The 26,232-nt window shown below is 69.9% G+C and carries 22 protein-coding genes and 1 pseudogene; 16 read left to right on the top strand and 7 right to left on the bottom strand.

Features of this window, described 5'->3' with window-relative positions:
• Positions 1–18: 18 nt before the first annotated feature.
• Positions 19–1,101 carry an FAD-dependent oxidoreductase gene (locus tag NBY69_RS11620; protein WP_250300670.1) on the bottom strand — a complete coding sequence of 361 codons (1,083 nt, stop codon included), beginning with the start codon at positions 1,099–1,101 and terminating at the stop codon, positions 19–21.
• 229 nt (positions 1,102–1,330) lie between these two features.
• Between NBY69_RS11620 and NBY69_RS11615 the strand changes: the two genes are divergently transcribed.
• Entirely contained in the window at positions 1,331–1,753 is a 423-nt protein-coding gene (locus NBY69_RS11615; protein ID WP_250300668.1) for a secondary thiamine-phosphate synthase enzyme YjbQ, read from the top strand.
• A gap of 387 nt (positions 1,754–2,140) precedes the next feature.
• Here NBY69_RS11615 and NBY69_RS11610 read toward each other — a convergent pair whose 3' ends face one another.
• Positions 2,141–2,404, bottom strand: a complete 264-nt coding sequence (locus NBY69_RS11610) for an RICIN domain-containing protein (protein ID WP_250300879.1) — start codon at positions 2,402–2,404, stop codon at positions 2,141–2,143.
• Between the two features lie 94 nt (positions 2,405–2,498).
• Positions 2,499–2,612, bottom strand: a pseudogene (locus NBY69_RS11605) (IS5/IS1182 family transposase); the annotation flags it as partial.
• A 174-nt stretch (positions 2,613–2,786) separates the two neighbouring features.
• Between NBY69_RS11605 and NBY69_RS11600 the strand changes: the two are divergent.
• From NBY69_RS11600 to NBY69_RS11575, 6 genes are all read left to right on the top strand, one after another.
• Positions 2,787–3,392: a bifunctional 2-polyprenyl-6-hydroxyphenol methylase/3-demethylubiquinol 3-O-methyltransferase UbiG gene (locus NBY69_RS11600; protein ID WP_250300667.1), complete on the top strand. Its 606-nt coding sequence runs from the start codon at positions 2,787–2,789 to the stop codon at positions 3,390–3,392.
• Between the two features lie 584 nt (positions 3,393–3,976).
• The gene (locus tag NBY69_RS11595; protein ID WP_250300665.1) at positions 3,977–4,780 is read left to right on the top strand and encodes a serine/threonine protein kinase; all 804 of its coding nucleotides are present in this window, start codon (positions 3,977–3,979) and stop codon (positions 4,778–4,780) included.
• A gap of 94 nt (positions 4,781–4,874) precedes the next feature.
• Complete coding sequence (locus tag NBY69_RS11590) at positions 4,875–6,359, top strand: serine/threonine-protein kinase (RefSeq protein ID WP_250300868.1); 1,485 nt, start codon at positions 4,875–4,877, stop codon at positions 6,357–6,359.
• A 386-nt stretch (positions 6,360–6,745) separates the two neighbouring features.
• A complete protein-coding gene (locus tag NBY69_RS11585) occupies positions 6,746–7,966 on the top strand; it encodes a DUF4185 domain-containing protein (RefSeq protein WP_250300663.1) in 1,221 nt (406 codons plus the stop codon).
• A 59-nt stretch (positions 7,967–8,025) separates the two neighbouring features.
• Complete coding sequence (locus NBY69_RS11580; protein ID WP_250300661.1) at positions 8,026–9,018, top strand: LGFP repeat-containing protein; 993 nt, start codon at positions 8,026–8,028, stop codon at positions 9,016–9,018.
• Between the two features lie 70 nt (positions 9,019–9,088).
• A complete protein-coding gene (locus tag NBY69_RS11575) occupies positions 9,089–10,081 on the top strand; it encodes an alpha/beta hydrolase family protein (RefSeq protein ID WP_250300660.1) in 993 nt (330 codons plus the stop codon).
• Between the two features lie 152 nt (positions 10,082–10,233).
• Here NBY69_RS11575 and NBY69_RS11570 read toward each other — a convergent pair whose 3' ends face one another.
• Positions 10,234–11,760 carry a long-chain fatty acid--CoA ligase gene (locus NBY69_RS11570; protein WP_250300659.1) on the bottom strand — a complete coding sequence of 509 codons (1,527 nt, stop codon included), beginning with the start codon at positions 11,758–11,760 and terminating at the stop codon, positions 10,234–10,236.
• 225 nt (positions 11,761–11,985) lie between these two features.
• Here NBY69_RS11570 and NBY69_RS11565 point away from each other — a divergent pair, with 225 nt between their 5' ends.
• The 7 genes from NBY69_RS11565 (at position 11,986) to NBY69_RS11535 (ending at position 20,450) form a co-directional block, all read left to right on the top strand.
• Positions 11,986–13,017, top strand: a complete 1,032-nt coding sequence (locus NBY69_RS11565) for an AraC family transcriptional regulator (protein ID WP_250300658.1) — start codon at positions 11,986–11,988, stop codon at positions 13,015–13,017.
• A 321-nt stretch (positions 13,018–13,338) separates the two neighbouring features.
• Complete coding sequence (locus tag NBY69_RS11560) at positions 13,339–14,397, top strand: 3-keto-5-aminohexanoate cleavage protein (RefSeq protein WP_250300656.1); 1,059 nt, start codon at positions 13,339–13,341, stop codon at positions 14,395–14,397.
• Between the two features lie 95 nt (positions 14,398–14,492).
• Entirely contained in the window at positions 14,493–15,467 is a 975-nt protein-coding gene (locus tag NBY69_RS11555) for a quinone oxidoreductase (RefSeq protein WP_250300653.1), read from the top strand.
• A 96-nt stretch (positions 15,468–15,563) separates the two neighbouring features.
• Positions 15,564–16,478 (top strand): TauD/TfdA family dioxygenase, encoded by a 915-nt coding sequence (locus NBY69_RS11550; RefSeq protein WP_250300651.1) that lies wholly within the window; start codon positions 15,564–15,566, stop codon positions 16,476–16,478.
• A gap of 33 nt (positions 16,479–16,511) precedes the next feature.
• Entirely contained in the window at positions 16,512–17,852 is a 1,341-nt protein-coding gene (locus NBY69_RS11545; protein ID WP_250300650.1) for an MFS transporter, read from the top strand.
• Positions 17,849–18,427, top strand: coding sequence for an alpha/beta hydrolase (locus NBY69_RS11540; protein ID WP_250300648.1), 579 nt, complete (start codon positions 17,849–17,851; stop codon positions 18,425–18,427). Before NBY69_RS11545 ends, NBY69_RS11540 begins: the two co-directional genes overlap by 4 nt.
• A gap of 46 nt (positions 18,428–18,473) precedes the next feature.
• Positions 18,474–20,450, top strand: a complete 1,977-nt coding sequence (locus tag NBY69_RS11535) for an acetoacetate--CoA ligase (RefSeq protein ID WP_250300646.1) — start codon at positions 18,474–18,476, stop codon at positions 20,448–20,450.
• Between the two features lie 98 nt (positions 20,451–20,548).
• Here the strand turns inward: NBY69_RS11535 and NBY69_RS11530 are convergent, their stop codons facing one another.
• The 3 genes from NBY69_RS11530 to NBY69_RS11520 all read right to left on the bottom strand — a co-directional run bounded on the left by NBY69_RS11530 (position 20,549) and on the right by NBY69_RS11520 (position 22,692).
• On the bottom strand, positions 20,549–21,307 hold the full coding sequence (locus tag NBY69_RS11530; protein ID WP_250300645.1) for a class I SAM-dependent methyltransferase: 759 nt from the start codon (positions 21,305–21,307) through the stop codon (positions 20,549–20,551).
• 266 nt (positions 21,308–21,573) lie between these two features.
• The gene (locus NBY69_RS11525) at positions 21,574–22,149 is read right to left on the bottom strand and encodes a hypothetical protein (protein ID WP_250300644.1); all 576 of its coding nucleotides are present in this window, start codon (positions 22,147–22,149) and stop codon (positions 21,574–21,576) included.
• Positions 22,150–22,308: 159 nt separating this feature from the next.
• Positions 22,309–22,692: a hypothetical protein gene (locus tag NBY69_RS11520; protein ID WP_250300642.1), complete on the bottom strand. Its 384-nt coding sequence runs from the start codon at positions 22,690–22,692 to the stop codon at positions 22,309–22,311.
• A gap of 224 nt (positions 22,693–22,916) precedes the next feature.
• Here NBY69_RS11520 and NBY69_RS11515 point away from each other — a divergent pair, with 224 nt between their 5' ends.
• Positions 22,917–24,767: a WD40 repeat domain-containing protein gene (locus NBY69_RS11515; protein ID WP_250300640.1), complete on the top strand. Its 1,851-nt coding sequence runs from the start codon at positions 22,917–22,919 to the stop codon at positions 24,765–24,767.
• A gap of 161 nt (positions 24,768–24,928) precedes the next feature.
• The gene (locus tag NBY69_RS11510) at positions 24,929–26,047 is read left to right on the top strand and encodes a hypothetical protein (RefSeq protein WP_250300867.1); all 1,119 of its coding nucleotides are present in this window, start codon (positions 24,929–24,931) and stop codon (positions 26,045–26,047) included.
• Positions 26,048–26,232 lie beyond the last annotated feature (185 nt).

Here is a 26,232-nt window from a genome sequence, read left to right as displayed (position 1 = left end):
ATGAAGAAACCATGGGTGTCAGACCGGCGCCGGTACGCGCTCCAACAGCCGCCCGATGTCGCGGACGGCGGCCCGGCCGGCCCGGTTGGCGCCGATCGTGGAAGCCGAAGGGCCGTATCCGACCAGGTGGATCCGCTCGTCACGCGCGGCGCGGGTGCCCTCCATGCGGATGCCGCCGCCCGGCTCACGGAGCTTCAACGGCGACAGGTGATCTATCGCGGCCCGGAAACCGGTGGCCCAGAGAATGCGGTCCGCGGCCACCGTGCGTCCGTCGTCCCAGGCCACCCCGTCCGGTGTGATCCGGTCGAACATCGGAAGGCGGTCGAGTACGCCCTCGGCGCGCGCGGCCCGGATCGCGTCGTTCACCGGCAGCCCGGTCACGGCCACGACACTCTGCGGGGGAAGCCCCTCCCGTACCCGTTCCTCGACCCTCGCGACGGCGGCGCGCCCCTGCTCCGCGTCGAACGGACCCTCCCGGAAGACCGGGGGCCGCCGGGTCACCCAGGTCGTCGCCTCGGCGACCTCGGCGATCTCCATCAGATGCTGGGTTCCGGACGCGCCGCCGCCCACCACGACCACCCGCCGGCCGGTGAACTCCTGCGGACCGCGGTACCCGGACGTGTGCAACTGCCTGCCGAGGAAGGTCTCCTGGCCGGGATACCGCGGCCAGAACGGCCGGTCCCAGGTGCCCGTGGCGTTGACCACCGCCCGTGTCGACCAGACCCCCTGCGACGTCTCCACGCGCAGTCGTCCGGCAGCGCCCTCGCGGACGGCTGCGACCTCGACCGGCCGGCGCACCCGCAGCTCGAAGGCGTCCTCGTACGCCGCGAAGTAGTCACCCACCACCTCGGACGACGGCCGGCTCCCGTCGGCGTCCGTCAGCTCCATGCCGGGCAGGGAGTGCATTCCGTGCACCTTGCCGTACGTCAGTCCGGGCCACCGGAACTGCCAGGCGCCGCCCGGTCGCGGGGCGTGATCCAGTACGACGAAGTCACGGTCGGGCACCAGGCCCGCCCGCCGCAGATGGTAGGCGACGGACAGCCCGGCCTGCCCCGCGCCGATGACCACCACGTCCACGTCGCGTACCCGGAAGTCGTTCACGTTTCACCTAACGGCGCGGGGTCCCGGTATCTTCCCGCTCTGCGCTCTGCGCTCTGCGCTCTGCGCTCAGCACTGTGGCGCTCAGCGGTGGTCACCGGTGAACAGCAGCGGAGCGCCACAGGGTGCGGGAACGTCTCACCACACGGACGCGCGATCCCACTCCTGGAGAGGGAAGACCTGGAGAGGGAAGACCTGGAGAGGGAAGACCTGGGGAGGGAGGATGGGAGCCATGTCCGAAACCTTCGCCACACACGTCCTGCACATCGAGACCGGCAGCACCGAGACCGTCACCGACCTGACGGAGAACTGCGAGCAGTTCCTGCGGGAGACCGCGGCGGGCCGCGACGGCCTGCTGAACATCTTCGTCCCGCACGCGACGGCTGGGATCGCCGTCATCGAGACCGGAGCGGGCAGCGACGACGACCTCCTCGCCGCCCTGCACGGCCTGCTGCCCGCCGACGACCGCTGGCAGCACCGGCACGGCAGCCGCGGTCACGGCAGGGACCATGTGCTGCCCGCGTTCGTTGCGCCGCACGCGACGCTGCCGGTGATCGGCGGGAGGCTGGAACTCGGGACGTGGCAGTCCGTGTGCCTGGTGGACACGAACATCGACAATCCCGACCGGCAGGTGCGGCTGAGCTTCCTGGGCTGACCAGGACCACTCCCAGGGGCCGTGCCGCCTGCTGCGTCCCTATGACGGATGCCGCAAAAGTCTGCTCGGAGCGCGATGGCTGTCGCGCATGAAGCGGGCTGCGCCATCCCTCGAACGCCAGCGGGAGAACGTGCTCGCTACCGCCGCGTCCGTGGGCGCGCACATCATCGGCTGGGCTCGACGACTGGGAGTTCTCAGGCGCCACGGACCCCGTCACGCGTCCGAAGCTGGGCCTCTGGCTCCGCGATGAGAGGGGGCCCTTACGGCGGCCTTGTCGCGGCCGCGAGACCCCGGCCGCCCGCCGGGGCCGAGTTCCGCCGTCGTCGGTCGCGCTTGGGCCCGGCCCGCCCTCTGCGCCTTCATGCGGAGGGCGGGCGGTGGATCACCTCAGAGTGTGTCCTTGACCTTGATGTAGCCGCGCTGGACTACGAACTTCTGGTTGGTATTGGTGGAGCCGCACTGGTAGAGGATGACGCTGTCACCGTTGTTGCGGGTGTTGCCGACGTCCAGAAACATTCCGGATTTACGGGGCGTCTCGACGTTCAGAGTGCCGTCGTTGATCGTGTACTCGGTCCCGTTGTGGGGATCTTTGTACTTGAAGCTGCCGTTGTCCTTCGGGAGGGTCACCCCGGAGGGCGCCGAGGCGTTCACGGTGACCTGCGGATCGACTTGGCCAGCGCGTTCCGCAAGCCGCCGCGCACCATTGGGGACAGCAGCCTCGCTTCCCGACATCGCAATCGCAGGCCCGGATGTGGGGAATCTTGTCCAGCAGCGGCATGAGCTGGGTGACGTAGTGTCGGTTTCCGCTGGTCAGAGAGACGGCGAGTGGGGTTCCGTACCGGCCGACGATGTTGTGGTGTGTCGTTGGGGCAAGGGAGACCCGGCCTTGTTGCTCCGCCAATGCCCGGCGGCACGGGTGCCCCAGTCGGCAACTGCGGTCAGGGTGATGGTCGAACGAGGTTGCTGCTCTGCTCGGGTGTAGCACTGGGAGTTGGTTCCTTGGGCGAGATCGGGCGCCCCTATAGTTGACCTTATGAGTCGCTGGGCGGATTTGACCGGGAATGCGTCCGGGGAGCACTATGCCGCACGATTCGCGGCCCTGGCCCGTAGTGGCAAGAACGTGCACGGTGAGGCGCGGTTCTGCGCAGCTCTCGTGCCTGTGGGGGCGCGGGTGCTGGACGCCGGGTGCGGTACCGGACGCGTCATGATCCGGCTCGCGGAACTCGGCTATGACTGTGTCGGGGTGGATCTTGACGCGTCGATGCTGGCAGTGGCGCGGAAGCAGTCGCCTGGCCTGCCCTGGTTCCAGCTCGATCTGGCCGAGTTCGAGCCGACCCTGCTCGGCATTGCAGGAGGCTTCGACCTTATCGTTGCTGCGGGCAATATCTTCCCGTTGCTCGCCCCCGGCACCGAGACCACGGTGGTTGAGCACCTGTCCGCGGCACTGTGTCCGGGCGGCCTGCTGGTCGCCGGCTTCGGTCTGGACGAAGCCCACCTGCCGGTGCCGCCCAGCCTCACGCTGTCGGACTACGACGACTGGTGCTCCGGGGCCGGCCTTACCCTCGTCGACCGGTTCGCCACCTGGGATGCCGACCCTTACGACGGCGGCGGTTATGCCGTCAGCGTCCACCGTCGGTGAGGGCGTACTGGACGTCTTGACTGCAGAGCCCACCAGGCGGGCTGGGGACCACTGTGCGCCGTGGGTAACTCCCTGGAGGTAACCAGTTGTTGGTTTTCATTCCTCGGATGGTGCAGGGCGGCACTTGGGAATAGCCAGGTCGCCGAAAGGCTGAGTTGCCTCAACGGAGTTTGGTGGGAAAGAACACCGACGACCCCTACCGTCAGGTGCGGTTGAGCTTTCCGGGATGCCGGGGTCCACCGAAGCGGGTGACTGTCCACGACGCTCACGACGTGGCGCGACCGACGGAGGTGCATCGATGACCGGTGAGAACGTGTCCGAGGCCGAGTCCGATCAGGTGGCTGAGCCGCAGTCGGCGAGGACCGTGGACGGTCAGCTCATCGACAGGTCGGTGCAGCCGTTCGCAGCCCGTCGTTAGCCCCAACTCCACTGGAATCACCGCTCGTTCGGCAGATCCGTGACACGTGCGGTGAAGGCGAGTACCACACGTACAGAATCTGCCGGAATCAAGCGGGAGACCCCCGCACCGTATGGGTAGCTCTGGTCTGTGCGGCAACTGCCGACGTGTGGGGGAGGACGGGGCGATGAGCGGCATTGTGATTCATCTTCCGCGGGGGAGCGGTGATGTCGGAGGGCGGCCGGGTGACGCGGTGACGTTGCGGCTCGGGCCGGGGGAAGTTGCGCGGTTCGGGCGGGGATCGGCGACGGTCCCGGTCGAACTCCGTCTCGTCGACGCGGCGATCTCCCGGCTGGCCGGTGAGATCCGGGTGACCGACGACCACTGGCAGTTGAGCAACTACAGCGCGACCCACAGCTATCTGGTGGAGAATCCGGAGGGCGCGGGTGAGTACCTGAGGGTGCCGCCTCGACGGGCCGGGGCGCCCATCCCGTTCGAGTTCTCCCGGGTCGTCCTGCCGGCCCTCCGCGACACCACGGTCGCCTTCCACGTGTTCGCCCCCGACCATGTCTACCTCGACCCCGACGGCACCGGTGATCCGAGTGGAAGCCGTACGGTCATGGCGTACTCGCTGGACGAGTCGGCCGCCTACTTCCTGGTACTCGTCGCGCTCTGCGAGCCGCGACTGCGGGACGAATCACCGGTCGCGGTGCCGACCACCCCCCAGATCGTCGAGCGGCTCAGGGACCACGCCGCCTGTGCCCGGCTGACCGCCCGTGCGGTCAGTTCGCACATCGACTATCTCGCCGAGGAGAAGTTACGGATCAGCGCCCCGGCCGAGGACGATCCGGGTAAAGGGGCGCGCCGCAACGGCAAGCGGGAGACGATCGTCGGTGTCACGCTGCGGTTCGGGCTCGTGCGGGAGGAGCATCTCGCGCTTCTGCCGCCCCGGAGCGGGACGGCCGTGGGGAAGCGGCCGAAGGCGGAATGACGTGGCAACCGGGGGAGGACAAGTGGTGTACGCCGGCACGGAAGGTGCACCGGAGAGAGCGGTGAACACGGCCGACGCACGGGGGAGCGACCACATGGACGTGCTGCCGCGCGGTTTCCGGCTCGGTGACTGGGAGGTCGTCGAGCTGATCGGGACGGGCGGCTGGTCCACGGTCTACGCGGGCCGGCCCGCCCACGCCGGCACGGGCGATCAGGACACCGGTCCGGGCGCGGAACCCGTCGCGCTCAAGGTGCTGCCGACCGCCGGGCTCACACCGCGCCAGGCCCGCGAGGTGGCCGAGGCGGCCGGCCGTGAGCTCGAACTCGGCCGCCGGGCCAGCCATCCCCGGCTGATCCGCCTGCTGGACTCCCTCGTACTCACCGAACCGGAACACCCCTCCCTGGACGGCGCGATCGTGCTCGTCATGGAGCGCGCCGACTGCAGCCTGCGGGATCTGCTCGCGACCGGAACGAGCGAGGCGGAGGGCGCGCGGATCATCGGCGAGGTCTGCGAGGGTCTCGCCTATCTGCACCGCGGCGGCTGGGTGCACGGGGACCTCAAACCGGACAACGTGCTGGTGGGACCAGACGGTTCGGCCAGACTCTCGGACTTCGGGCTCGCCACGGAGCTGACCGGCACCCACGGGTACGCGCCTCCGATGGGCACGCTCGACTACCTTCCGCCGGAGCGGTGGAAGAGCCGGCTCGGCGTAGACGGTGTGCGGGTCCGGCCGAGCGCCGACGTGTGGGCCCTGGGCATCGTGATCCACGAGGTGTTCGCGTCCGGCGCCTCGCCGTTTCCCGGTGCCACTCCGGCGGCGCGCAGTGCCGCGGCACAGGAGTACGCGGACGGGCGCGCCCCGTTACGCATGGACAACGCGGTGCCGCCGTTCTGGCGTGCGCTGGCCGCCGACTGTCTGGCCCCGACCCACGCCGCCCGTACGGTGCACACCGCCGAGAGCCTGCTGACGCGCATCACCGCATGGCGGGCCGCTGGGACGGAGGCCGCCGGAACAGAGGCCGCTGGGAGTTCCGGGAGTTCGGGGAACTCAGCGCGGTCCTTCGCCGGTCCCGGCGTCGCCGACCGTCCCGCCGCACGTTCGACGGCCCGTGGACGAGGACGCATCCGCGGAGCGCTCGTGGTGGTCGCGGTGTGTGCGCCGGTCTGGGCCTGCGCGGTGCGTGACGATGCGGCCGGCCGGCTCGCCGGATCCGGCCGGCCCGTCGGCCGGATCCGGGTGTTCAACGCCGAGGAGCGCTGCCAGGACCGAACGGACCGGCGCCTCGTGTGCAGTCTCGGCCTTGCGATCGATCCCTTGCGGCCCTACACCCCCGACAACGTCGTACCGGTACGGGTGTGGGACGGCGACATCCTCGCTGTCGACTGCCAACTGTCCGACGGGACGATCATCGTCGACGAGGAGGGCACGCCGTCGACCCACTGGTACCGGGTCCGTCTCCCGTCGGGTTCCGCACGCTCCACGGCGTGGCTGCCCGCCGTACGCACCAGGGACCGGCCGGCGGTTCCCCGGTGCCTGAGTCCCACGGCTCACCGGCAGTCGGAGGCTCCCACTCCCTGAGGGCACCTCCGCGCCGGGCCGACCTGGCCGCCGCCGATGCGGAGGAGCGCGACCGCGCGGTGCCGCTGTTCACCGGTCGGCACGGCTCGCGCACCAAGTCGTTAGCGGACAGGGGGACGCGCTGTCACTCCGGATCGTTCCGGGTGCCCTGCTCCGGGTCCCTGTCACTACCGTGCGGGTCGTGCCGGTCCACGGACGGGGACGACCCGGTCCGAGGAGGGTTCCATGACATCTGATCTGCTCGCAGGCCCCGCGTCCTTCAGCGGCAAGCGGATCTACTGGCTCTCCGTCGGTCAACTCGCCCCGCTCGTACCGCCGAAGGGCAACTCCAACTCGGCCTGACCTCGTACGACAACTCCACACCCTCACCCTCAGAGAGGTTCACGATGTCCGTCGAACCGAGACCGCAGGACCAACCGCTCACCCGCCGACTGACACTCAAGGCGGGTGTGGGGCTCGTTCTCGGGGCGGGGCTGGCCGCCGCCCCCTTGCCCGCCGCTGCGGCGACCGGGAGCACGCCGAAACCGCGTACCGGCCCGCGCGTCCTCGCAAGCGGCGCCTCCCTGTGCGACCAGCCCGGTGACTCGGCGAGCGCCCAGGGCCTGGGCTCCGGCGACCTCGCGATCCCCTACTACCGGGAGCACGACGGCTCGTGGGGCTATGTCTTCGGCGACTCGTGGACCGGCATTCAGCAGACCGGCGACTACATGGGCTCGCCGATCATGCTGAACCAGGATGGTTTCGACGCCTCGGGACAGACCCCGATCTCGTTCACCTGGGCGATGCCCAGCGGCGGAGGGGCACGGCAGCTCTTCGACTACACCCCTCAGCAGGACAACGGCCACGGCTGGGAATTCAGCCGCATCCCCAACGACTGCGTGGAGTTCGGCGGCCGTACCTACCTCCAGTACACGTCCGTGAACACCTGGACCCCCGGTGCCGGCCGTGACGGTTCCCTGATGTCCGGCGTCGCCTACTCCGACGACTACGGGGTCACCTGGACCGACTACCCGTACCACTGGGCCGGTGACGAGCAGGGAACCAACCAGTCCATGTACGGCATGTGGTCGTTCGCGGGCATCGACCCCGACGGCTGGCTGTACATCTTCTCCAAGCGCTGGAACGGCAGCCACCGCAACACCGCCGACGGCGGTGCGATCCAGCTGTTCCGTATCCAGCCGAGCGACTTCCGCGACGGAAATTTCGGAGCACAGCAGAACTGGGCGTACGTGGGCAACAGTTGGCAGTGGACCACGGATGCGGCGCCCTCGGCGATCCTCACCGGCAACAACATCGGTGAGTTCTCCGTGAAACGGATCGGATCCACGTACTGCATGAGCTACTTCGACGTGGACGACTACTCGATCTGCACCCGCACCGCGTCCCGCCCCGACGCGGTGTGGTCCGCGCCCACCCCGCAGATCGTCGGCAACAACACGGTCCCGCCCAGTCATTGGGGCAGGCCTCAGGTGCCCACCCTGTACGGCGGTTACATCCACCCCGGCAGCGCGAGCGCCACCTCCCTGACGCTGATCGTCTCCCAGTGGAACGGCCAGAAGGGCTCCCCTCCGTACTGGGCGCTCCAGTTCGACGGGGTGAACCCGTGACGGGCTTCGTGGGTGGCGTCCGGCGGGACAGCGCCGCCGTTCGGCGTGCGGGATGTGTGATGGCGGTGCTGTTGCTCATGGCGGTCGTGACCGCGCTGAGCGGCCGGCCCGCGTGGGCGCGGGAGACGAACCCCGTGCCCGGACCTCTCGGGAACCGGGCGCCCGCCGCGGTGTTCTGCGACGTCCCGGCCGACCGGGACATCGCCGTCACGCGCAAGGTCTACGAGGTGGGCCAGCGCATGAACGTGTCCGACAAGGTGATGCTGGCCGGCTTCGAGACGGGCTGGGTCGAGTCCCACATGAACAACCTGAACTGCGGGGACCGGGACTCACTCGGTGTCTTCCAGCAGCGGCCCTCACAGGGCTGGGGCACGGCTGAACAGATCCTCGACGTCGACTACGCGGCGGGCAAGTTCTTCGAAGTGGCCCAGCAGATGGAGCCCGGTATGGAGGGCAGCACCGCCGGGCAGCTCGCCCAGGCCGTGCAGCGCTCCGCCTATCCGGACCGGTACGACGAGGCGGAGGGCACCGCCCGGCAGCAGCGGGACGAGGCGTTCCAGCCGTACGGCACGATCGGGGCGAAGTACGCCGACCTGGGCGGCCCGGGTGGCATCCTCGGGCCGCCGATCCGCGCCGAGGCGGACGCCTCCCTCGGCGGGCGTTTCCAGCAGTTCCAGAACGGCATCATCCTCTGGCACCCGGACGTGGCCTACGCGGTCCACGGGGACATCCTGACCGAGTTCTGGGCGACGGACGCGGAGCGCAGCTGGGGCTTCCCGACGATGGACGAGGCGGAGGCCGCGCAGGCGCCCGACGGTACCCGGGGCCGCTACCAGTTCTTCGAACACGGCCTGTTCCTGTGGTCGCCGCAGACCGGTGCGCACATCGTCCACGGCGCGATCTACGACGCGTTCCACGCCGCGGGCCACGAGGGCGCTCTCGGCTACCCCGTCGCCGACGAGGTGGACGAGGGCAACGGCAGGGCCCAGCAGTTCCAGAAGGTCACGATCCACTGGAACGCCGACCGGGGCACCTGGATCACCGACAACTGACGGATCAGCCATAAGTGCCGGACCGTCACCAACTGTCAGCAATCCCGTCAGTCATGCGAATCAGGAGATCATGTTGAGCGAGCACCGGCCCACGCGCAGGAGTGTTCTCAAGGCCGTCGGCGGCGCGTCCGCGGCGCTGGCAGTCGGGGGCGCGGGCGTCCTCGCGTCCGCGTCGTCGGCCGCCGCGGCCGACGACGGCTTCGGGCTGCACATCGTCGAGCACAACGAGAGCGACCCCCGCATGTGGTACTACCGGTTCCAGACCGCCGAGATCGGCTGGAACCCCGGCGTCAACGTCCTGCTCCCCGACGACTACCACACCAGCGGTCGCACCTACCCCGTCCTGTACCTGCTCCACGGCGGCCTCCAGGACTTCATCACCTTCGACAGCCCGCCCCAGAACATCCGCGACTGGACGGCCGGCAAGCCGCTCATCGTCGTGATGCCCGACGGTGGCCACGCGGGCTGGTACTCCAACCCGGTCAGCTCCAACGCCGGCCCCCGCAACTGGGAGGCCTTCCACATGAACCAGCTGCTCCCGTGGGTCGAGGCGAACTTCCGGACGTACGCCGAGTACGACGGCCGTGCCGTGTCGGGGTTCTCGATGGGCGGCTTCGGGGCTCTGAAGTACGCGGCGAAGTACTACGGAACCTTCGCCTCGGTGAGCGCCCACTCCGGGCCGGCCAGTCTGCGCCGCGACGGCGGTCTGGTCGTCCACTGGGCCAACGTGTCCTCCGCGGCCTCGGACCTGGGCGGTGGCACGGTCTACGGCGCGCCGCTGTGGGACGAGGCCAGGGTCAGCGCCGACAACCCGGTGGAGCGCATCGAGAGCTACCGGAACAAGCGGGTCTTCCTGGTCGCCGGCACCAGCCCCGACCCGACCAACCCGTTCGACTCGTTCAACGAGACCCAAGTGCTCGCCGGGCAGCGGGAATTCCGCGGCCTCCTCGACAACGCGGGCATCCCGTACGAGGCACACGAGGAGCCCGGCGGACACATCATTCGCGAAGCCATGGTCCGTCTGGACATCGACGGCATCGTCGGCCGTCTCCGTAAGGCGTAGCCGAGGCGGTCCGGCAGGCCGGGTGCGCGACGCCGGTGTCGGCGTGCCCGGTGCCTGCCCTTCAGCCGGGGAACGTCGGCCCGTCCTGGCCGAGCGGGACGTGGCGACGGCCCTGGACCGTGATCCGGCCGTCGCCACGACTCACGCGCCACTCACCCGCTGTCCCCTGCGGAACCCTCCAGATCCTCGACCGTGATCTCACGCTTGAGGATCTTGCCCGTAGCCCCCTTGGGGAGTTCGTCGGTGAACGTCACGATCCTGGGGTACTTGTAGGCGGCCACCCGCTCACGGACGAAGTCACGGATCTGGTCCGCCGTGGCCCCGCTGCCCTCCCGCCGGACGACGACGGCGGCCACCTCCTCGCCGTGCAGGTCGTGCGGCACACCGACGACCGCGGCCTCGGCCACGGCGGGGTGCTCGTACAGCACCTCCTCGACCTCCCGCGGGTAGACGTTGTACCCGCCGCGGATGATGAGGTCCTTCCGACGGTCGACGATGAAGTAGAAGCCGTCCTCGTCGACGCGTGCGAGGTCGCCGCTGCGGAACCACCCGTCGTGCAGGGCCCCGGCGGTCGCCTCCGGCCGGTTCCAGTAGCCCTTCATGACGTTCTCGCCGCGGATCGCGATCTCACCGACCTCGCCGGGACGCACCGGCGCGCCCTCCGCCGACACGAGGGTCATCTCGACGCCGCGGACGGGCAGCCCGATCGACCCTGCCTTGCGAGGCCGGTCCGGATGGTTGAACGAGGTCACCGGGGAGGTCTCGGACAGCCCGTACCCCTCCAGCACGATGACGTCGAAGTTCTGCTCGAACGCGTGCAGGATCTCGACGGGCAGCGCCGAGCCGCCGGACACGGCCAGCCGCAGCCGGGAGAGACCGGAGGCGTCGAAGGCGTCGGAGGTCTCGGTCCGGAGCAGGGCGGTGTACATGGTGGGCACGCCGAGGAAGACGGTGACCCGGTCCCGGTGCATGATCTCCAGCGCCCGGCGCGGATCGAACCGTGGCAGCAGGGTGAGTGCCGCCCCCGCCGAGATCGCGGCGTTGAGGGCGCAGGTCTGTCCGAACGCGTGGAACAGGGGGAGTCCGCCGAAGAGCACGTCGTCCGGCCCCAACGTCAGCAGCGTCTCGACCGTGGTGACCGTGTTGCTGATCAGATTGCCGTGCGTGAGCTCGGCGCCCTTCGGGGTGCCGGTCGTGCCGGAGGTGTAAAGGATCACCGCTGTGTCGCTCGGCGCCCGGTCGCCGACCCCGGGCTCCGGGGACACGGCCCGCAGCGCGGCATCGAACGCCGCCGAGCCCGTGACCAGGCACTCGGCCCCGGTCTCCGCCGCGGCCCGGGTGGCTTCCCCCGCCGACATCGGAGACGTCACCACCGTCCGTGCACCGGAGTCGCGGAGCACGAACGCGATCTCCCGTGCCTTGAGCAGCGGATTCATCGGCACCACGACGGCCCCGGCGCGGAGGACGCCGTAGTACGCGACCGGGAAGGAAGTGATGTTGGGCATCGCCAGGGCGACCCGATCGCCCGGCCGGACTCCGTCGGCGTGGAGCAGCGCCGCCATCCGGGCGCTCGCGTCGTCCAGTTCCGCGTACGTCAGAACGGTTTCGGACTCGCGTACGGCGACTCGGCCGCCGTGCTGCCGGGCGGCGTGCACCAGGAATGTGGCCAGGTTGGTCATGCCGTTGCCTCCTCGGGTCGGAGCAGCCGGCGCGTCTGCCACGGGCCCGGCACCGGATGCCCTGCCCGTGGTCGAACGCCGCATCCTCTGTCAGGGTGCCCCGCGCGGTCGCCGGCCGTCCGCGGTGCACCTGCGGAGCCACCACGGTAGGTCGCGCGGCATCCGGGTGCTTGACGTGGCGGGACAGGCTACTTACCTTTCGGGGACACCGCGGTGAGGAGTGCGATGAGACCGCTTGTCCGCAGCGCGGCACTCAACGGCTATGTGGAGTTGAGCCGTTCGCTGGCCATCGACCCGCAGCCGCTCATGCAGCGTGTGGGGTTGGACGCCGCCGCCCTCACCGTGCAGGACCGGTGGATCTCCGGCGTTGCGGTGGCCCGCCTGCTGGAAGTCTCGGCGGCCGACTCCGGCCATGAGGACTTCGGCCTGCGGATGTCCGAGTTCCGGCGTCTGGGCAGTCTCGGCCCCATCAGCCTCGCCCTCCGTGAGGAACCGGACGTACGCAGTGTGCTGGAGCTGCTGCTGCGCCATGAGCACATGTACAACGCGGCACTCCATGCCCGGCTCTCCGAGCGGGAGGACCTGGCCACCCTGAAGGTGGCACTCGACTTCGGGGAGGCGGTGGAGGCCCGGCAGGCCACCGAGCTGGCCGTGGGCGCGTTCCACCTGGTGCTGCGCATGTTCCTGGGCCCCCAGTGGCTGCCACTCTCCGTGTACTTCGCCCATGGGGCGCCGGCGGACCGCGGCACGCATCGGCGGATTTTCGGCCCGACGGTGCAGTTCGACCAGGAATTCGACGGAATCATCTTCTCGGCGAGTGATCTCGACCTGCCCAACACGGCGTCCGATCCGCTGCTCAGGAACTATGCCCGGCAGTACGTCGAGACCGTCGCGGTTCCGAGGGACACCGACACCGTGGACCGGGTGCGCGAGCTGATCGAGGTCCTGCTGCCGACCGGGCGGTGCTCGGTGGACCGGGTCGCGCGCAGCCTGGGCGTGGACCGGCGCAGCGTGCACCGGCGCCTCGCGAGCACCGGCGACACCTTCTCCTCGCTCCTCAATTCGACGCGCGTGCGGATGGCCGAGCAGTTCGTGGCGAACCCGAGCCGCTCTCTCACCGAGGTCTCCGATCTGCTCGGCTTCTCCACGGCCAGTGCCTTCTCCCGTTGGTTCCGGGAGCAGTTCGGGTGCAGCCCGAGGGAGTGGCGTGGCCGGGCGACGACCGGCTCCGACCTCACGAGGACCGACCCCCACTGACCGCCCCTCCGGGCGCTCACTCACCGCTGCGGTGCCTCGCAGCAGGCTGCCGTGGGTCCGTCACCGCACCGTCGCGGGAGAGTCCCCAAACGGCAAGTTCCCCGTCCCACAGGGTTAAGCGCGCGCGTTCATCGGCTCCTACCTTGGGGTTCACCGCAACGTAGCCGCGTTCCGCGAGGGCGGCCCGCAGGTACTCCCGATCCGAGCCGTCTGTGCACGGCAGGGTCGTCACGGCCTCACCCCGTCCTCGCCATCAGGCTCGTGCCACCCCGCGTACCAGACGCAGGTGGGGGCCGACCCAACCGACGAAGGAGACGGACCGTGCACTTCCACGACGACTCGCTCTATCCCGAGAACCAGGAACCGCTGGTCATCCAGGCGGCGCCCTACGGACCCGAGTGGCTGCCCGGTGACGCCGACGACATCCCCCTCACCATGGACGAGCACGTCCAGGCCGCCGTCGACTGCTACGACGCCGGCGCCACCGTGCTGCACATCCACGTGCGCGAGCTCGACGGCCACGGCTCCAAGCGGATGTCCATGTTCAACGAGCTGATCGGCCGGCTGCGCGAGGCCGTGCCGGACATGGTCCTGCAGATCGGCGGATCGATCTCCTTCGCCCCCGAGGGCGAGGGCGACGAGGCGAAGTGGCTCAGCTACGACACCCGCCACCTGCTGGCCGATCTCGACCCCAGGCCCGACCAGGTGACGATCGCCATCAACACCAGCCAGATGAACATCGTCGAGATCATGACGGACGACGACCTCCAGGGAACGTCGATCGCGAACCCGGCGATGTACAAGGCGTACCGGGACATGGTCGTCGAGGCCGGACCGGACTTCTACCTGGAACACCTGAAACGGCTCCGCGCGAACGGCATCCAGCCGCACTTCCAACTCGCCACCCTGGCCCAGCTGGAGACCGTGGAGCGGCTGATCAGGGCCGGGATCCACACCGGCCCGCTGGTCCTCAACTACGTGGCGATCGGCGGCGGATTCGCCGGCCGGCACCCCGCCGACCTGATCGAGTTCATCCGTCGCACCCCGGACGGCGCCGTCCTCACGATCGAGAGCTCCATGCGCGCCGTGGCGCCGATGAACGCGATCGGGATCGCGCTCGGCGCTCACGTACGGGTCGGCAACGAGGACAACCTCTGGAGCCGCAAGGGCGTGCCCATGAGTTCGGTCGCCCAGGTGGAGCAGATGGTCAGGATTTCGGAGAGCCTCGGCCGTCCCGTCGCGACCGGGCTCGAAGCCAGGAAGATCTACCGGCTCGGCGAGTACTTCACGGACACCGACGAGACCCTCGCGCAGCTCGGCATGGTGCCGAACCGGCGCCCCGGGCAGCGCGGCTTCATGCTGCGCAACCCCAAGAACTGACCCGCGCCCGCCCCACGCACCACGGCGGTGCCCGCGGAGTACCCACTCGGGCTCCCGCGGGCACCGCCGCCCCGAAGACAGCAAGGGAGTTCCCCGTGGCACACACCATCCGCTTCCACGAGACCGGCGGCCCCGAGGTACTGCGCTGGGAGGAGGCCACCGTCGGGGACCCCGGTCCCGGCGAGGTACGGATTCGCCACGAAGCGGTGGGGCTGAACTTTGCCGACATCTACTTCCGCACCGGGCTCTACCCGGCTCCGCTGCCCGCCGGACTCGGCGTGGAGGCCGCAGGCGTGATCGAGGCGGTCGGCGCGGACGTGTCCGGCTTCGCCGAGGGGGACCGTGTGACCTACACCGGCAGCCCGCTCGGGGCCTACAGCACCGAACGGATCATGCCTCCGGACTCGCTGATCAAGCTGCCGGACGAGATCGGCTTCGAGACCGCTGCCGCGATGACCATGCGTGGCCTCACCTCCTCGTACCTGCTGCGCAGGATCTACCCGCTGAAGCCCGGCGACACGGTGCTGCTGCATGCGGCGGCGGGCGGCGTCGGGCTCATCGTCTGCCAGTGGGCCGAACTGCTGGGCCTCACGGTGATCGGCACGGTATCCACCGAGGAGAAGGCGGAGGTCGCCCGCGCCCACGGCTGCGACCACATCGTGTACTACCGGCGGGAGAACGTGGCCGAGCGGGTGCGCGAACTGACCGGCGGCGCCGGTGTACCGGTGGTGTTCGACAGCGTCGGGGCGACCACCTACGCCGATTCGCTGGCGTCCCTGCGGCGGCGCGGCCTGCTGGTGTGCTTCGGTACCGCCTCGGGGCCCGTACCTCCGATCGACGCCGCCCAACTGGCCCTCCATGGATCGGCCTTCGTGACCCGCCCGGCCCTGGCCGACTACATCGCCGATCCGGCGGAGCGCGCCGAACTGGCCGGCGAACTGTTCGGACATGTCGCCGCCGGACGCATCAAGATCGAGATCAATCAGCGCTACGCCCTCGAGGACGCGTCCCAGGCACACCGGGACCTGGCGAGCGGCCGGACGACAGGATCCTCCGTCTTCGTCCTCTGACCCTTCCCGTTCCGACCCTCCCCGGAGCACGGCCCAGGCGCCTTCCGGCGTCGCTGAACACCGCACGGATCACGAGCCCGCACAGGAGGTACCACCATGACCCAGATCAGCAAGCCCCGCCCGGCCGCCCCGGCACTCGTCCGGCCGGAAGTCCGTCACTCGATCAAGGCCGAGCCTCTGACCTGCACCATCGGGGCCGAGCTGTCCGGCGTGAACCTGGCCGACGCCGCGCACGACGACGATCTGTTCGCCGAGATCCGGGCACTGCTCCTGGAGCACAAGGTGCTGTTCCTGCGGGGGCAGGACATCACCCGTGCCGAACATGTCGCCTTCGCCACCCGGTTCGGCCCGCTGGAGGACCATCCGGTGGCCGGCAGCGATCCCGAGCACCCCGGGCTGGTCCGTATCTACAAGGACCTGGACAGTGCGCCCGATCACTACGAGAACGCGCTGCACACCGACGCGACCTGGCGGGAGAACCCGCCGATGGGTGCCGTACTGCGCTGTGTGGAGTCACCGCCGGTGGGTGGGGACACCGTCTGGATCAACATGGCCGAGGCGTACCGCAGGCTGCCCGACCACATCAAGACGCAGATCCGGGGTCTGCGGGCCCGGCACAGTATCGAGGCGTCGTTCGGCGCGGTGATGCCCGAGGAGCGGCGCCACGCCCTGAAGGCCCGGTACCCCGACGCCGAGCACCCGGTGGTGCGGACCCATCCGGAGACCGGCGAGGAGATCCTTTTCGTCAACAGTTTCACCACGCATCTCACCAACTACCACACGCCGCAGAACGTGCGCTTCGGCATCGACTACGCGCCGGGGGCGAGCAACCTGCTGACCTATCTGCTCAGCCAGGCATCGGTGCCCGAGTACCAGGTCCGCTGGCGCTGGCAGCCGAACAGCTTCGCCATCTGGGACAACCGCTCCACGCAGCACTACGCCGTCCAGGACTACTGGCCGGCCGTCCGCAAGATGGAGCGCTGCGGAATCGTCGGAGACCGGCCTCTCTGAAGAAGCGGACCAGGATCAGAAGAGGTGGTACCGATGAGTCTTCCCACCACTGCGGATCCGGCGCCCGGCACCGGCTCTCCCGCACCGGCTGTCTCCCGGCGCTACGCCTGGACCGTCTTCGCCCTGAGTTTCGGACTGCTGCTGTCCGACTACATGTCGCGCCAGGTACTCAATGCCGTCTTTCCGCTGTTGAAGGCGGACTGGGGTCTCACCGACGCGAAGCTGGGATCGCTCAGCGGCATCGTGGCGCTGGCGGTCGGCGTGCTGACCTTCCCGATGTCCCTCCTGGCGGACCGCTGGGGCCGGGTGCGCAGCCTGGTACTCGCCGCGGTGGCGTGGAGTGTGGCCACCCTCGCCTGCGCGGTGGCGGCCGGTTACGGGCAGATGTTCCTCGGCCGGCTGTTCGTCGGCATCGGCGAGGCCGCGTACGGCAGCGTCGGCATCGCGCTCGTCCTCAGCGTCTTCCCGGCCCGCCTCCGGGCCACCCTCTCCGGTGCGTTCATGGGGGGCGGCTCGTTCGGTTCGGTCCTGGGTGTGGCGCTCAGCGGCGTGATCGCCCAACACTTCGGCTGGCGCTGGGCGTTCGGCATCATGGGGTTCTTCGGACTCGCTCTGGCCACGACGTTCGCCGTAGTGGTCACCGAGAAGCGGCTCGACCCACGGCGCGATGCCACCGGCGACCGCCGCGAGGAACGTGCCAAGGCCCCGCTGCGGGACCTCCTGGCGCAGCTCTTCTCCTCGGTCTCGGTGGTCAGTGCCTATGTCGGCAGCGGCCTCCAACTGTTCCTCCCCGGGGCGCTGCTGGCCTGGCTGCCCAGTTTTTTCAACCGCTACTACCACATGCCCACCGCCGAAGCGGGCGTCGTTGCCGCCCTGTTCGCGCTCCTCATCGGGATCGGCATGATCCTCGGAGGCGTCGTCGCCGACCGGGCAGGCCGGACCCTCGCTATCCGTAAGTGGACCACGGCGATCATCTGCAGCCTCCTCTCCCTCGTCCTCCTGTCGGCCGCCTTCGGCGCACCGACCGGACCGGCACAGATGGTTCTGCTGGCGGCCGGGGCCCTGGTGTCGGGAGCGACGGCCGGACCGGCCGCCGCGATGGTGGCCAACCTGACCCCCGGCGCCATCTCCGGTACGGCCTTCGGCACCCTCACACTGGCGAACAGTCTGCTCGGGCTGGCCCCGGGATCCGCGGTGACCGGCATGGCCGCGGACCACGTCGGCCTGCTCGGCGCGCTGCGGCTGATGCCGCTGATCGCGATGGCCGCCGCGCTGGCTTTCGCCGTCGGACGCAGGCACTACGACCGCGACATCCTCCGACTGGCCGCACGTGCCACCCCTGCGGCCACCCGAACAAAGGCAGTGACCACATGAACACCCGCACCGGGGCCACGATCGTGGTCGTACCAGGACTGCGCGACCACGTCCCCGACCACTGGCAGACCATCCTGGCCGAACGGCTCACCGCAGCCGGGCGCACGGTGCGCACCGTCGCACCCCTGACGGAAAATCAACTCAGCTGCGCGGCAAGGGTCGCAGCACTGGAATCGGTGGTCGCGGCAGTTCCCGGACCGGTGGTGCTGGTCTCCCACAGCGCCGGGGTGATGACCACCGTGCACTGGGCGCGCAGCAGCAGCCGTCCGGTCGTGGGCGCCCTGCTGGCGACCCCTCCGGACTTCGACACACCGCTGCCGGAGGGATATCCGACCCCCGAAACGCTCCACGGCAACGGCTGGACGCCCACCCCGCGGACCGCCCTGCCGTTCCCCAGCGTCGTCGCGGCGAGCAGTGACGACCCGCTGGGCAAGGCGGTGCGCATCGCCCGGCTCGCCGAGTGCTGGGGCAGCCGTCTCGTGCAGCTCGGCGAGGTCGGGCACCTCAACCCCGGCTCGGGCTACGGACCGTGGCCGCGGGCCGAGGAACTCGTACGCGAGATCGAACAGGGCTGACGCCCCACGGAACACCCCACCTCAGCCACCTCTCAAGGGAGCGACGATGCATCACGACACCGAACTGCTGTGGTCCCCGGTCCGGGCCGAGGCCTCCAACGTCGCCGACTTCATGCGCTGGCTGGACAGCACCCGGGGACTGCGGTTCGCCGACTACGCGGCACTGTGGCGGTGGAGCACCACCGACGTCCCCGGGTTCTGGTCCGCGGTGTGGGACTACTACGGCCTGGACGCCCGTTCCCCTCATGACGAGGTACTCGCGGACGCGTCGATGCCCGGTGCCTCCTGGTTCCCGGGCACACGTCTGAACTTCGCCGAACGATGCTTCGCCCACGCCTCCGACGAGCGGCCGGCGCTCGTCAGCCTGCACGAGGGCGGTGCACCCGCGGAGACCTCCTGGGCGCAGTTGCGACGCGAGGTCGCCGCGTTGACGGCCTCGTTGCGCAGGCTGGGAGTGGGGCCCGGCGACACGGTCGCCGGATACCTGCCGAACACTCCGCACGCCGTGATCGGGGTCCTGGCGACCGCGGCGGTGGGCGCGGTGTGGACCGTGTGCTCGCCCGACTTCGGTACGCCCAGTGTGCTGGCGCGGCTGCGGCAGGCCCGCCCGACGGTCCTGCTGGCCGTGGACGGCTACCGCCACGGCGGCAAGGAGTACGACCGGCTCCCCGCGGTCGAGGAGATCACGGCCGGGCTGCCCACGCTGCGGCATCTGGTGGCCGTCGGCCACCTGCGGCCGTCCTCGGCCGAGTCCCGCTGGACGGCGCGCGACGACGTGGCACAGCACTCCTGGTCCACCCTGCTCGATCAGGACGTCCCACTGGTCTTCGCCGATGTTCCCTTCGGCCACCCGCTGTGGACCCTGTGGTCCTCGGGCACCACCGGGCTTCCCAAGGGCATCGTGCAGAGCCACGGGGGCATCGTCGTCGAACTGCTCAAGGCGCTCGGTCTGGGCGCCGACCTGCGCGCCGACGACCGCTACTTCTTCCACACCTCGACCAGTTGGATGGTCTGGAACTTCATGGTCGCGGGCCTGCTGCACGGCTCGACCATCGTCCTCTACGACGGCAGCCCCACCCACCCGGACGTCAACGGGGTCTGGCGGGTCGCCGAACAGACCCGTGCGAGCGTGGTCGGCGTGGGGGCGGCCTATCTGATCTCGGGCGAGAAGGCCGACGCCCACCCGGCGGCCGAGGCCGACCTGAGCGCGCTGCGCACCGTCCTCCAGACCGGTTCGTCGCTGCCTCCGAGCACCTGGCGCTGGGCCCAGGACCGTCTCGGCCCCGACGTCTGGCTGCAGTCGATCTGCGGGGGCACCGACATCTGCTCGGTACTCGCCGGCGGCAGCGCGCTGCTTCCGGTACGGGTCGGCCGCATCCAGTGCCCGGCCCTCGGCGTCGCCCTGGCCGCCTGGGACCCCTCGGGCCGGCCGGTCGTCGGTGAGCAGGGCGAGCTGGTGGTGACTGAACCGCTGCCGTCGATGCCTCTGCACTTCGTCGACGACCCGGACGGCTCGCGCTACCGGGGGAGTTACTTCGACATGTACCCGGGTGTCTGGCGGCACGGTGACTGGGTCACGGTCGACCGGGATCTGACCGTAGTGGTGGCGGGCCGTTCGGACTCGACGCTCAACCGCATGGGCGTCCGGATGGGCTCGGCCGACATCTACGCCGTCGTGGAGCAGCTGCCCGAGGTGGCCGACAGCCTGGTGATCGGGGCGGAGATGCCGGACGGCCGGTACTTCATGCCGTTGTTCGTGGTCCTCGGGGACGGTGCGACGCTCGACGACGGTCTCCGCGCACTGATCACCGGGGCGATCCGCGGTGAGCTCTCCCCCCGCCATGTGCCGGACGCCATCACCGAGGTGCCGGCGTTGCCGCGTACCCTGACGGGCAAGCGGCTGGAGGTTCCGGTCAAGCGGATCATCCAGGGCGCCGACGTCGATGAGGTGAGCAGCGCCGGTGCCATCACCCACCCCGAGATGCTGAGTTGGTTCGCCGCCTTCGCCGCCTCGTCCAGGTAGACACGGCCCGCTGTCGAACACGGCCGAACGGTGCGCCCCTGTGAACTCCGGCTTCCGGAACCGCTGTTGACCCAGCGGACCCGGGACCCGGTCACGTCTTATGCCCGGTCGGCGGTGACGGCCCATACCGGCAGGAGCAGCCGGTTCTGTTCGTCAGCGGGCAAGCCGCCCACGAATTCCCGCCCGCCCGGGACGTTCAGCACGTCCACGATCTGGTAAAGGATGTCCCGATCGAATCTCGTGGACACCGTATAGGTGGTCTGTTCCAGCTTGTTGATCGCCCAGCCCGCACCGGCGAAGGTGCTGCGCACATCCTCCGCGGAACAGCGGTTGGGCGCCGCGATTTCCTTGGGCAGCAGGTCCGAGAAGCAGATCACGTGCAACGTTGCGCCTGGCGTGCTGACGCGATGCAACGTGGCGAGATACCGCTTTCGCTCTTCCGGGTCCAAGCCGTGGTAGAGGGCGCTGTCGATCACGGTGTCGAAGCGGGCATCCGCGTCGAGCCCCTCAAGGGTGATGGCGTCGGAGACGACGAACTGCACGTCGAGACCGAGCGGTGCCGTCCGCTCAACAGCGAGCCTGATGGCATTGGGTGATGCGTCGACAGCAGTGACCCGGTGCCCTCGCCCTGCGAGGAACCGCGCGTTCTCGCCCAGGCCGCATCCGAGGTCGAGTACTTCGCCCCGGAACCCACCGGCCTGCTCGATCTCGACGAGAGCCGGCTGAGGACCTCCGATGTCCCAGGGGATGATGTCACCGCAGATCTCTCGCAGTGGCGAGTCAGGGCTGAAGAGCGCGTCACCGTCGTAATTGGAATCGAATTGAATGCCGGTCAGATGTGAGACTTTTTCAGGCATGTTTCTTCTCCCGGATCCCTTGTCACTTGGAGCTCTGGGTGGCGTCGACATGGGGAGGACCACGTGGATTGCCTCCAGGATCGGGAAGATCGCTGGACGTGGCCTCGCCTGGGGGAAATCTGATGTTCTCCCATCGTGCCGTGTGTGACGTGGATACGGAACTCCTCGAAATGGTGAAGCCCGCTCTCCAGGGCGTTCTTCTGGTGTGGGTACAGAGGTTCATGCTGCACAAAGAGACGTCAGCTGCCTGGTGGGGTTGCCGTGAATCAGTAGGTGCCGGGGAGCAGCCCCCCGGCATGGCGGCTGAGGCTCTCGCGGGCGTGGCGGCCGGTGATCTTGGCCAGCTCGTGCCAGAGCGGCACGGCGGTGAGATAGAGGCCGAGGGCCGAGATGATGCCGAGCGATACGTCGACGCTGACCCGGCCCTGCTTGGCCCAGTAGACGTCCTGGAGATCCAGCAGCAGCGCGAACTCGTCGGCGATCAGGGCCGCCCCCGCCCCGTAGGCGGACGCCACCACCGGATGGCCGACGTACTGGGCGTCTCCCCGGACCGCGACCAGACCGACACCCGACATCGCCGCGATACCCAGGTTGTAGTGGTGCAGATGCGTGCCGCCCATCGAGACGTTCCCCAGGGGCAGCCACCCTCCGCGGATGCCGTGGGTGATCACCCGCACCGTGCCGAACGTGGCCCCGAACGAGAGCCACGCCGCGAACAGCGAACGCTGGGTCGGGGTGGAGCGCTGCCTCAGCGTGACTCTCCAGCGCTCGGTCAGGCGTGGCCTCCGCTGCGCGCGGCCCCCGGGCCCGTACGCCTGTGCGTTGTTCCCGCCGCCCGACATGACGTCTCCGCTCCGCGCTACGCTTCCGCACGCTGTCTTCCACGCTACGTCCAGGGGCGAGGGGCCGCCGCCCGGGACGCCCGCGGCGCTGCGAGCTGTGCGGTGTCGCAGGGGGCACCGTGGGAGGCGGACGAGCTCTGCAGGCTGCCGACCGCCGCGCTATCCCGTCAGGACGATGCTGGTGACCTCGTGGACGCGGCCCCGGTTCACCGGGTCTCCCACCGCCACCCGCCAGGTTCCCGGACCGGGCAGGTCGAGTTCGGTGCCGTAGCGGCCGTCGCCGCGGTTGCGTAGATGCGTGCGTACGGCGACCGCGCCGGTCTCCTCATCGGTCGCGGTGGCCGCCAGCGTGAGCCTGTCGTCGTCCGCGATCACCGCGACGGGGCACACGCCGATGTCGGCGATGTCGGGGATCCGGACCGACAACTCCTGCCGGCCGTCGAGGAACTGCCGGGGATCGCGGGACGTGAGGACGGCCTCCACCTGGTTGAGCAGCGCCTTCTCGTTCTGCAGCGCGCCGTGCTTCTGGGCGAAGTGGCGCACGGTGGAGTCGTCGGTGAGCTGGGCGGGGAAGCAGGAGAACCGGGGGACGGTGCCGTCGCCGGTGTGGTCGGTCCCGTCGACGTCCTGCCGCAGTTCGAGTCCCGCCGCCGTGACCCGCGCGGACTGGTGGGTGGGTTGGCGGTAGCCGCCGAAGACGTGCAGGGCGTACCGGCCGCCCGGCGCGGCGTCCAGTTCGCGGTGGAGGAGCAGGGCGTCCTCGGCATGTGTGGGACCTCGCCGACGGCTCGCCGGTCACGGTGCTCCGGGCCCACAGCGATGTCGTCCTGTCCCTGACGGCCGTCGACGGACCGACACCACTGCTGGTCTCCGCGGGAAAGGACCGTGTACTGCGGGTGTGGAGCCCCGACTACTGGAGCCACACCGTCCTGCGCGGCCACCTGGCCCCGGTGGCGGCGCTGGCCGCGGGCCGGCTGCCCGACGGACGCCGCTTCCTGCTGTCGGCCGGGGCGGACTGTCTCCTGCGCCGGTGGGACCTGCCTCCGTCCGGCGGCCCGGCGACGCCCGCGGGAGTGATGTACGGCCACACCGGCCCGGTGCACGCGCTCGCCGTGGCGCGGATGTCAGGGACCGGCCGGTGCCTGGCCGTCTCGGGCGGCGACGACGGGACCGTACGGATCTGGGACCCCGAGCGGCTGAGTACGTACCGCGTCGTCCCCGGACGGATCAGGAGCATCAGAGCACTCGCACCGTTCACTCCCGGCGACCGCACCCTGGTCGCGGTGGCCGGTCAGGGGTCACGCATCGCCGTCGTCGATCCGGCCGCCGGTACCGTGGTGCGTCTGCTCAACAGCCGCGTGTCCGCGCCGACGGATCCGGAAGGCACCCGAGCGGGTACGGGCAACCAGGTCGTCCTCTCCCTACGGGAGCCCGCGTCGCCGGGCCGCTCGGAGCCACAACCGGGCGCCGGGGCGTACGCGCTCGCCCCGCTCACCTCGGGGAACGGCACCCCGCTGTTCGCATCGGCGGGCTGGGACGGCGCCGTACGTCTCTGGGACGCGAACAGCGGCGGCTCACCGGACCAGCCCGACTACGACCGGCACCGCGCCCGGCTGATCTCCGCTCTCCCGCATCCTCCGGAAGAACTGCCCTGGGCGCTCGCCGTCGTGGGTGTCGAGGGCGGTGCGTGGCTCACGGACGCCCAGGGCCGGAGGCACGCGCCGCTGTGGCCGGGGCACCGCACGGTGCGGCATCTGGCCACCCTGCTCCTCCCGGACGGCAGGTCGGTCGTGGCGCTGGTGGAGGAGGACTCCTCCGCCGTCCGGCTGCTCGACGCCGCGACGCAGGAGGAGGTCACGGTGCTCGCACCGGCGGACGAGGACCGGGGCACCACCGGACCGGTGACGTCGCTCACCGCGTTCACCGAACCGGGCCGGATCGCTGTCCTGTACGTGCGCTACGAGAAGTCGGCACCGCTGGCCTTCGCGTGGCATCGGCCCACCGGTCATGTGCGGATCGAGGGTGCCTTCGCGCCCGGACAGTACCTGGCGGAGGTGCCGTTCGGGAACGGGCAGGGCCAGTGGCTGGTGGCGGCGGTCGACTTCCAGGGGAATGTCGAGGTGCACGGGGCAGCCGAGGACGGCACCGAAGTCTGGCCGGTGGGCGCCACCTGGGCACCCGTGGTCACGCGCATGCGACCGGTGGCCCTGCGCATGCCGTCGGGGGAGTGGGCTCTCGCCGTCGCCACTCACGGGCCGTCCCCCGAACCGGGGGCCCCACCGGTCTTCCCGTACGTTCCCCAGCACGTCCTGGAACTCTGGGACCTGAGCGAAACACCCGCTGAAATGAAACGTCTGACGCTGCGGCACACGGGAGACGCCGTCCTGCGCTGGGCGCGTCTGGAGCACCACGACCAGGACCTGCTCGTGGCGGTCTGCGCCGACAACCACCTGCGGGTCTGGAACCCGGACAGGCCCGATCGCGACCCGGTGACCGTCCCGCTGCCGGGCCCGGCCACGGGGCTCACCACCGTCGGGCCCGACACGGTGTACGTCCTGATCGACGAACACTGGCTCGCCTTCCGGCTGCTGGGGCTCGGTCCGCTGCTCACCCGGTGACGGGCCAGACGGAACCCCATCTACGGAACCCCGGAGCGCCGTTGCCGCTCTTACTCGTCGTCCACCAGGGGATCAGGAGCGGTCGGTGAGGGGAAGACGAGTCGGTGCGTGAAGCGAGCGCGGTACGGAGCGCCACCGATTACGGCTCGGACACCGGTCGGGTGGCGCGGCTCCCGATCCGCCGGCACCACGCCCTGCTGATCGGCTGGACCGTCCTCTGGTTCTTCCTCGTGGAGCCGTCCGGCGGTGTCTCGTGGCACTACCTGCGCCAGGGCGAGCAGTTGCTCTTCAACGCGGGACCGGGCGGCGGCCTCTCGCTCTACGCGCACCACCCGGAGCTGCAGATCGGACCCGTCAGCCTGCTGGCGGCCGGACTCTTCGCGCCCTTCCCCGACCACGTGGGGGAGTTGCTGGCCGAGGCGACGATGTCCGGCCTCGGCCTGGTGATGCTCGTCCTGGTCGGCAGGACCGCGGCCTGGGACCACCGCGGTACCGGAACCAACCACCGCCGGTTGCAGCAACGCATCCTCGTGGCCGGTCTGGCCTTCATCCCCATGTGGATCGAGGTCTCCGTCCGGTTCGGACATCTCGACGACGTCCTCGCGCTCCTCTTCACCACCCTCGCGGTCCACGCACTGGCCAGGAACAAACCCGCTGCCGTCGGCATCTTCCTTGCCCTGGCGGTCGACTCCAAGCCCTGGGCGATCGGCTTCCTCCCGCTGCTCCTGGCACTGCCGCGCCCCGTCTGGAAACGCGCCCTGCTCTGGCTGGCCGGGCTCGTCGCGATCGCCTGGCTGCCCTTCTACCTGGGCGATCTGGGGTCCCTCGCGGCAGCGAAGTTCACCATCCCCAACCAGCAGGCCTCCTCGCTGCGCTGGCTGGGCGTGTCCGACCCGGCCACGCCCTGGTGGGACCGCCCGGCGCAGCTCGCGATCGGTCTCGGGCTGGGCACGCTCGCCGTGTGGCGCGGACGCTGGCCGGCGGTGGTACTGCTCGGCGCCAACGCCCGCATCCTGCTCGACCCCAGCGTGTACACGTACTACTCCGCCTCGATCCTGCTCGGCACCGTGCTCTGGGACGCGGTCGGCCAGCGGCGCCTGGTGCCCTGGTGGAGCTGGATAGCCCTGGCCCTTCTGTACGGCGGCACGCTGCTCATCCCCTCCGACTCCGCGCGGGGTCTGGTGCGGCTGGCCTTCGTCGTGCTGTCGACGGCGTACGTCCTGCTCTGGCCCACCAGACGTTCCCGGCGGCGGGGTGCGCACCGGGGGACCGGACCCTGAGCGGCGGAGCAGGACACTTCGCGGTGCAGGCGCGGTACCAGTTGGTATACCCGAAGCGGTTCGGGTCTTCAGATGCGCTCTCAACTCATGGATGTACACGGATATATCGGTCACGTGCGATGACTGTGATCATGCTTGGTATGCCAAATGTTAGTGTCGTCTCGCACTCCGCACCCCTGCCGCGC

Source organism: Streptomyces sp. A 4/2 (genome assembly GCF_940670765.1).
Taxonomy (GTDB): Bacteria; Actinomycetota; Actinomycetes; order Streptomycetales; family Streptomycetaceae; genus Streptomyces.
This window is presented reverse-complemented; position numbering and strand designations above follow the sequence as displayed.

Bases quoted from the DNA above. Each gene is read 5' to 3' on its own strand.
- NBY69_RS11585 (WP_250300663.1), top strand. From the start codon at position 6,746: ATGTCCGTCGAACCGAGACCGCAGGACCAACCGCTCACCCGCCGACTG.
- NBY69_RS11565 (WP_250300658.1), top strand. From the start codon at position 11,986: ATGAGACCGCTTGTCCGCAGCGCGGCACTCAACGGCTATGTGGAGTTG.
- NBY69_RS11575 (WP_250300660.1), top strand. From the start codon at position 9,089: ATGTTGAGCGAGCACCGGCCCACGCGCAGGAGTGTTCTCAAGGCCGTC.
- NBY69_RS11525 (WP_250300644.1), bottom strand. From the start codon at position 22,149: ATGTCGGGCGGCGGGAACAACGCACAGGCGTACGGGCCCGGGGGCCGC.
- NBY69_RS11540 (WP_250300648.1), top strand. From the start codon at position 17,849: ATGAACACCCGCACCGGGGCCACGATCGTGGTCGTACCAGGACTGCGC.
- NBY69_RS11615 (WP_250300668.1), top strand. From the start codon at position 1,331: ATGTCCGAAACCTTCGCCACACACGTCCTGCACATCGAGACCGGCAGC.
- NBY69_RS11590 (WP_250300868.1), top strand. From the start codon at position 4,875: ATGGACGTGCTGCCGCGCGGTTTCCGGCTCGGTGACTGGGAGGTCGTC.
- NBY69_RS11530 (WP_250300645.1), bottom strand. From the start codon at position 21,307: ATGCCTGAAAAAGTCTCACATCTGACCGGCATTCAATTCGATTCCAAT.
- NBY69_RS11570 (WP_250300659.1), bottom strand. From the start codon at position 11,760: ATGACCAACCTGGCCACATTCCTGGTGCACGCCGCCCGGCAGCACGGC.
- NBY69_RS11600 (WP_250300667.1), top strand. From the start codon at position 2,787: ATGAGTCGCTGGGCGGATTTGACCGGGAATGCGTCCGGGGAGCACTAT.
- NBY69_RS11595 (WP_250300665.1), top strand. From the start codon at position 3,977: ATGAGCGGCATTGTGATTCATCTTCCGCGGGGGAGCGGTGATGTCGGA.
- NBY69_RS11535 (WP_250300646.1), top strand. From the start codon at position 18,474: ATGCATCACGACACCGAACTGCTGTGGTCCCCGGTCCGGGCCGAGGCC.
- NBY69_RS11550 (WP_250300651.1), top strand. From the start codon at position 15,564: ATGACCCAGATCAGCAAGCCCCGCCCGGCCGCCCCGGCACTCGTCCGG.
- NBY69_RS11580 (WP_250300661.1), top strand. From the start codon at position 8,026: ATGGCGGTGCTGTTGCTCATGGCGGTCGTGACCGCGCTGAGCGGCCGG.
- NBY69_RS11545 (WP_250300650.1), top strand. From the start codon at position 16,512: ATGAGTCTTCCCACCACTGCGGATCCGGCGCCCGGCACCGGCTCTCCC.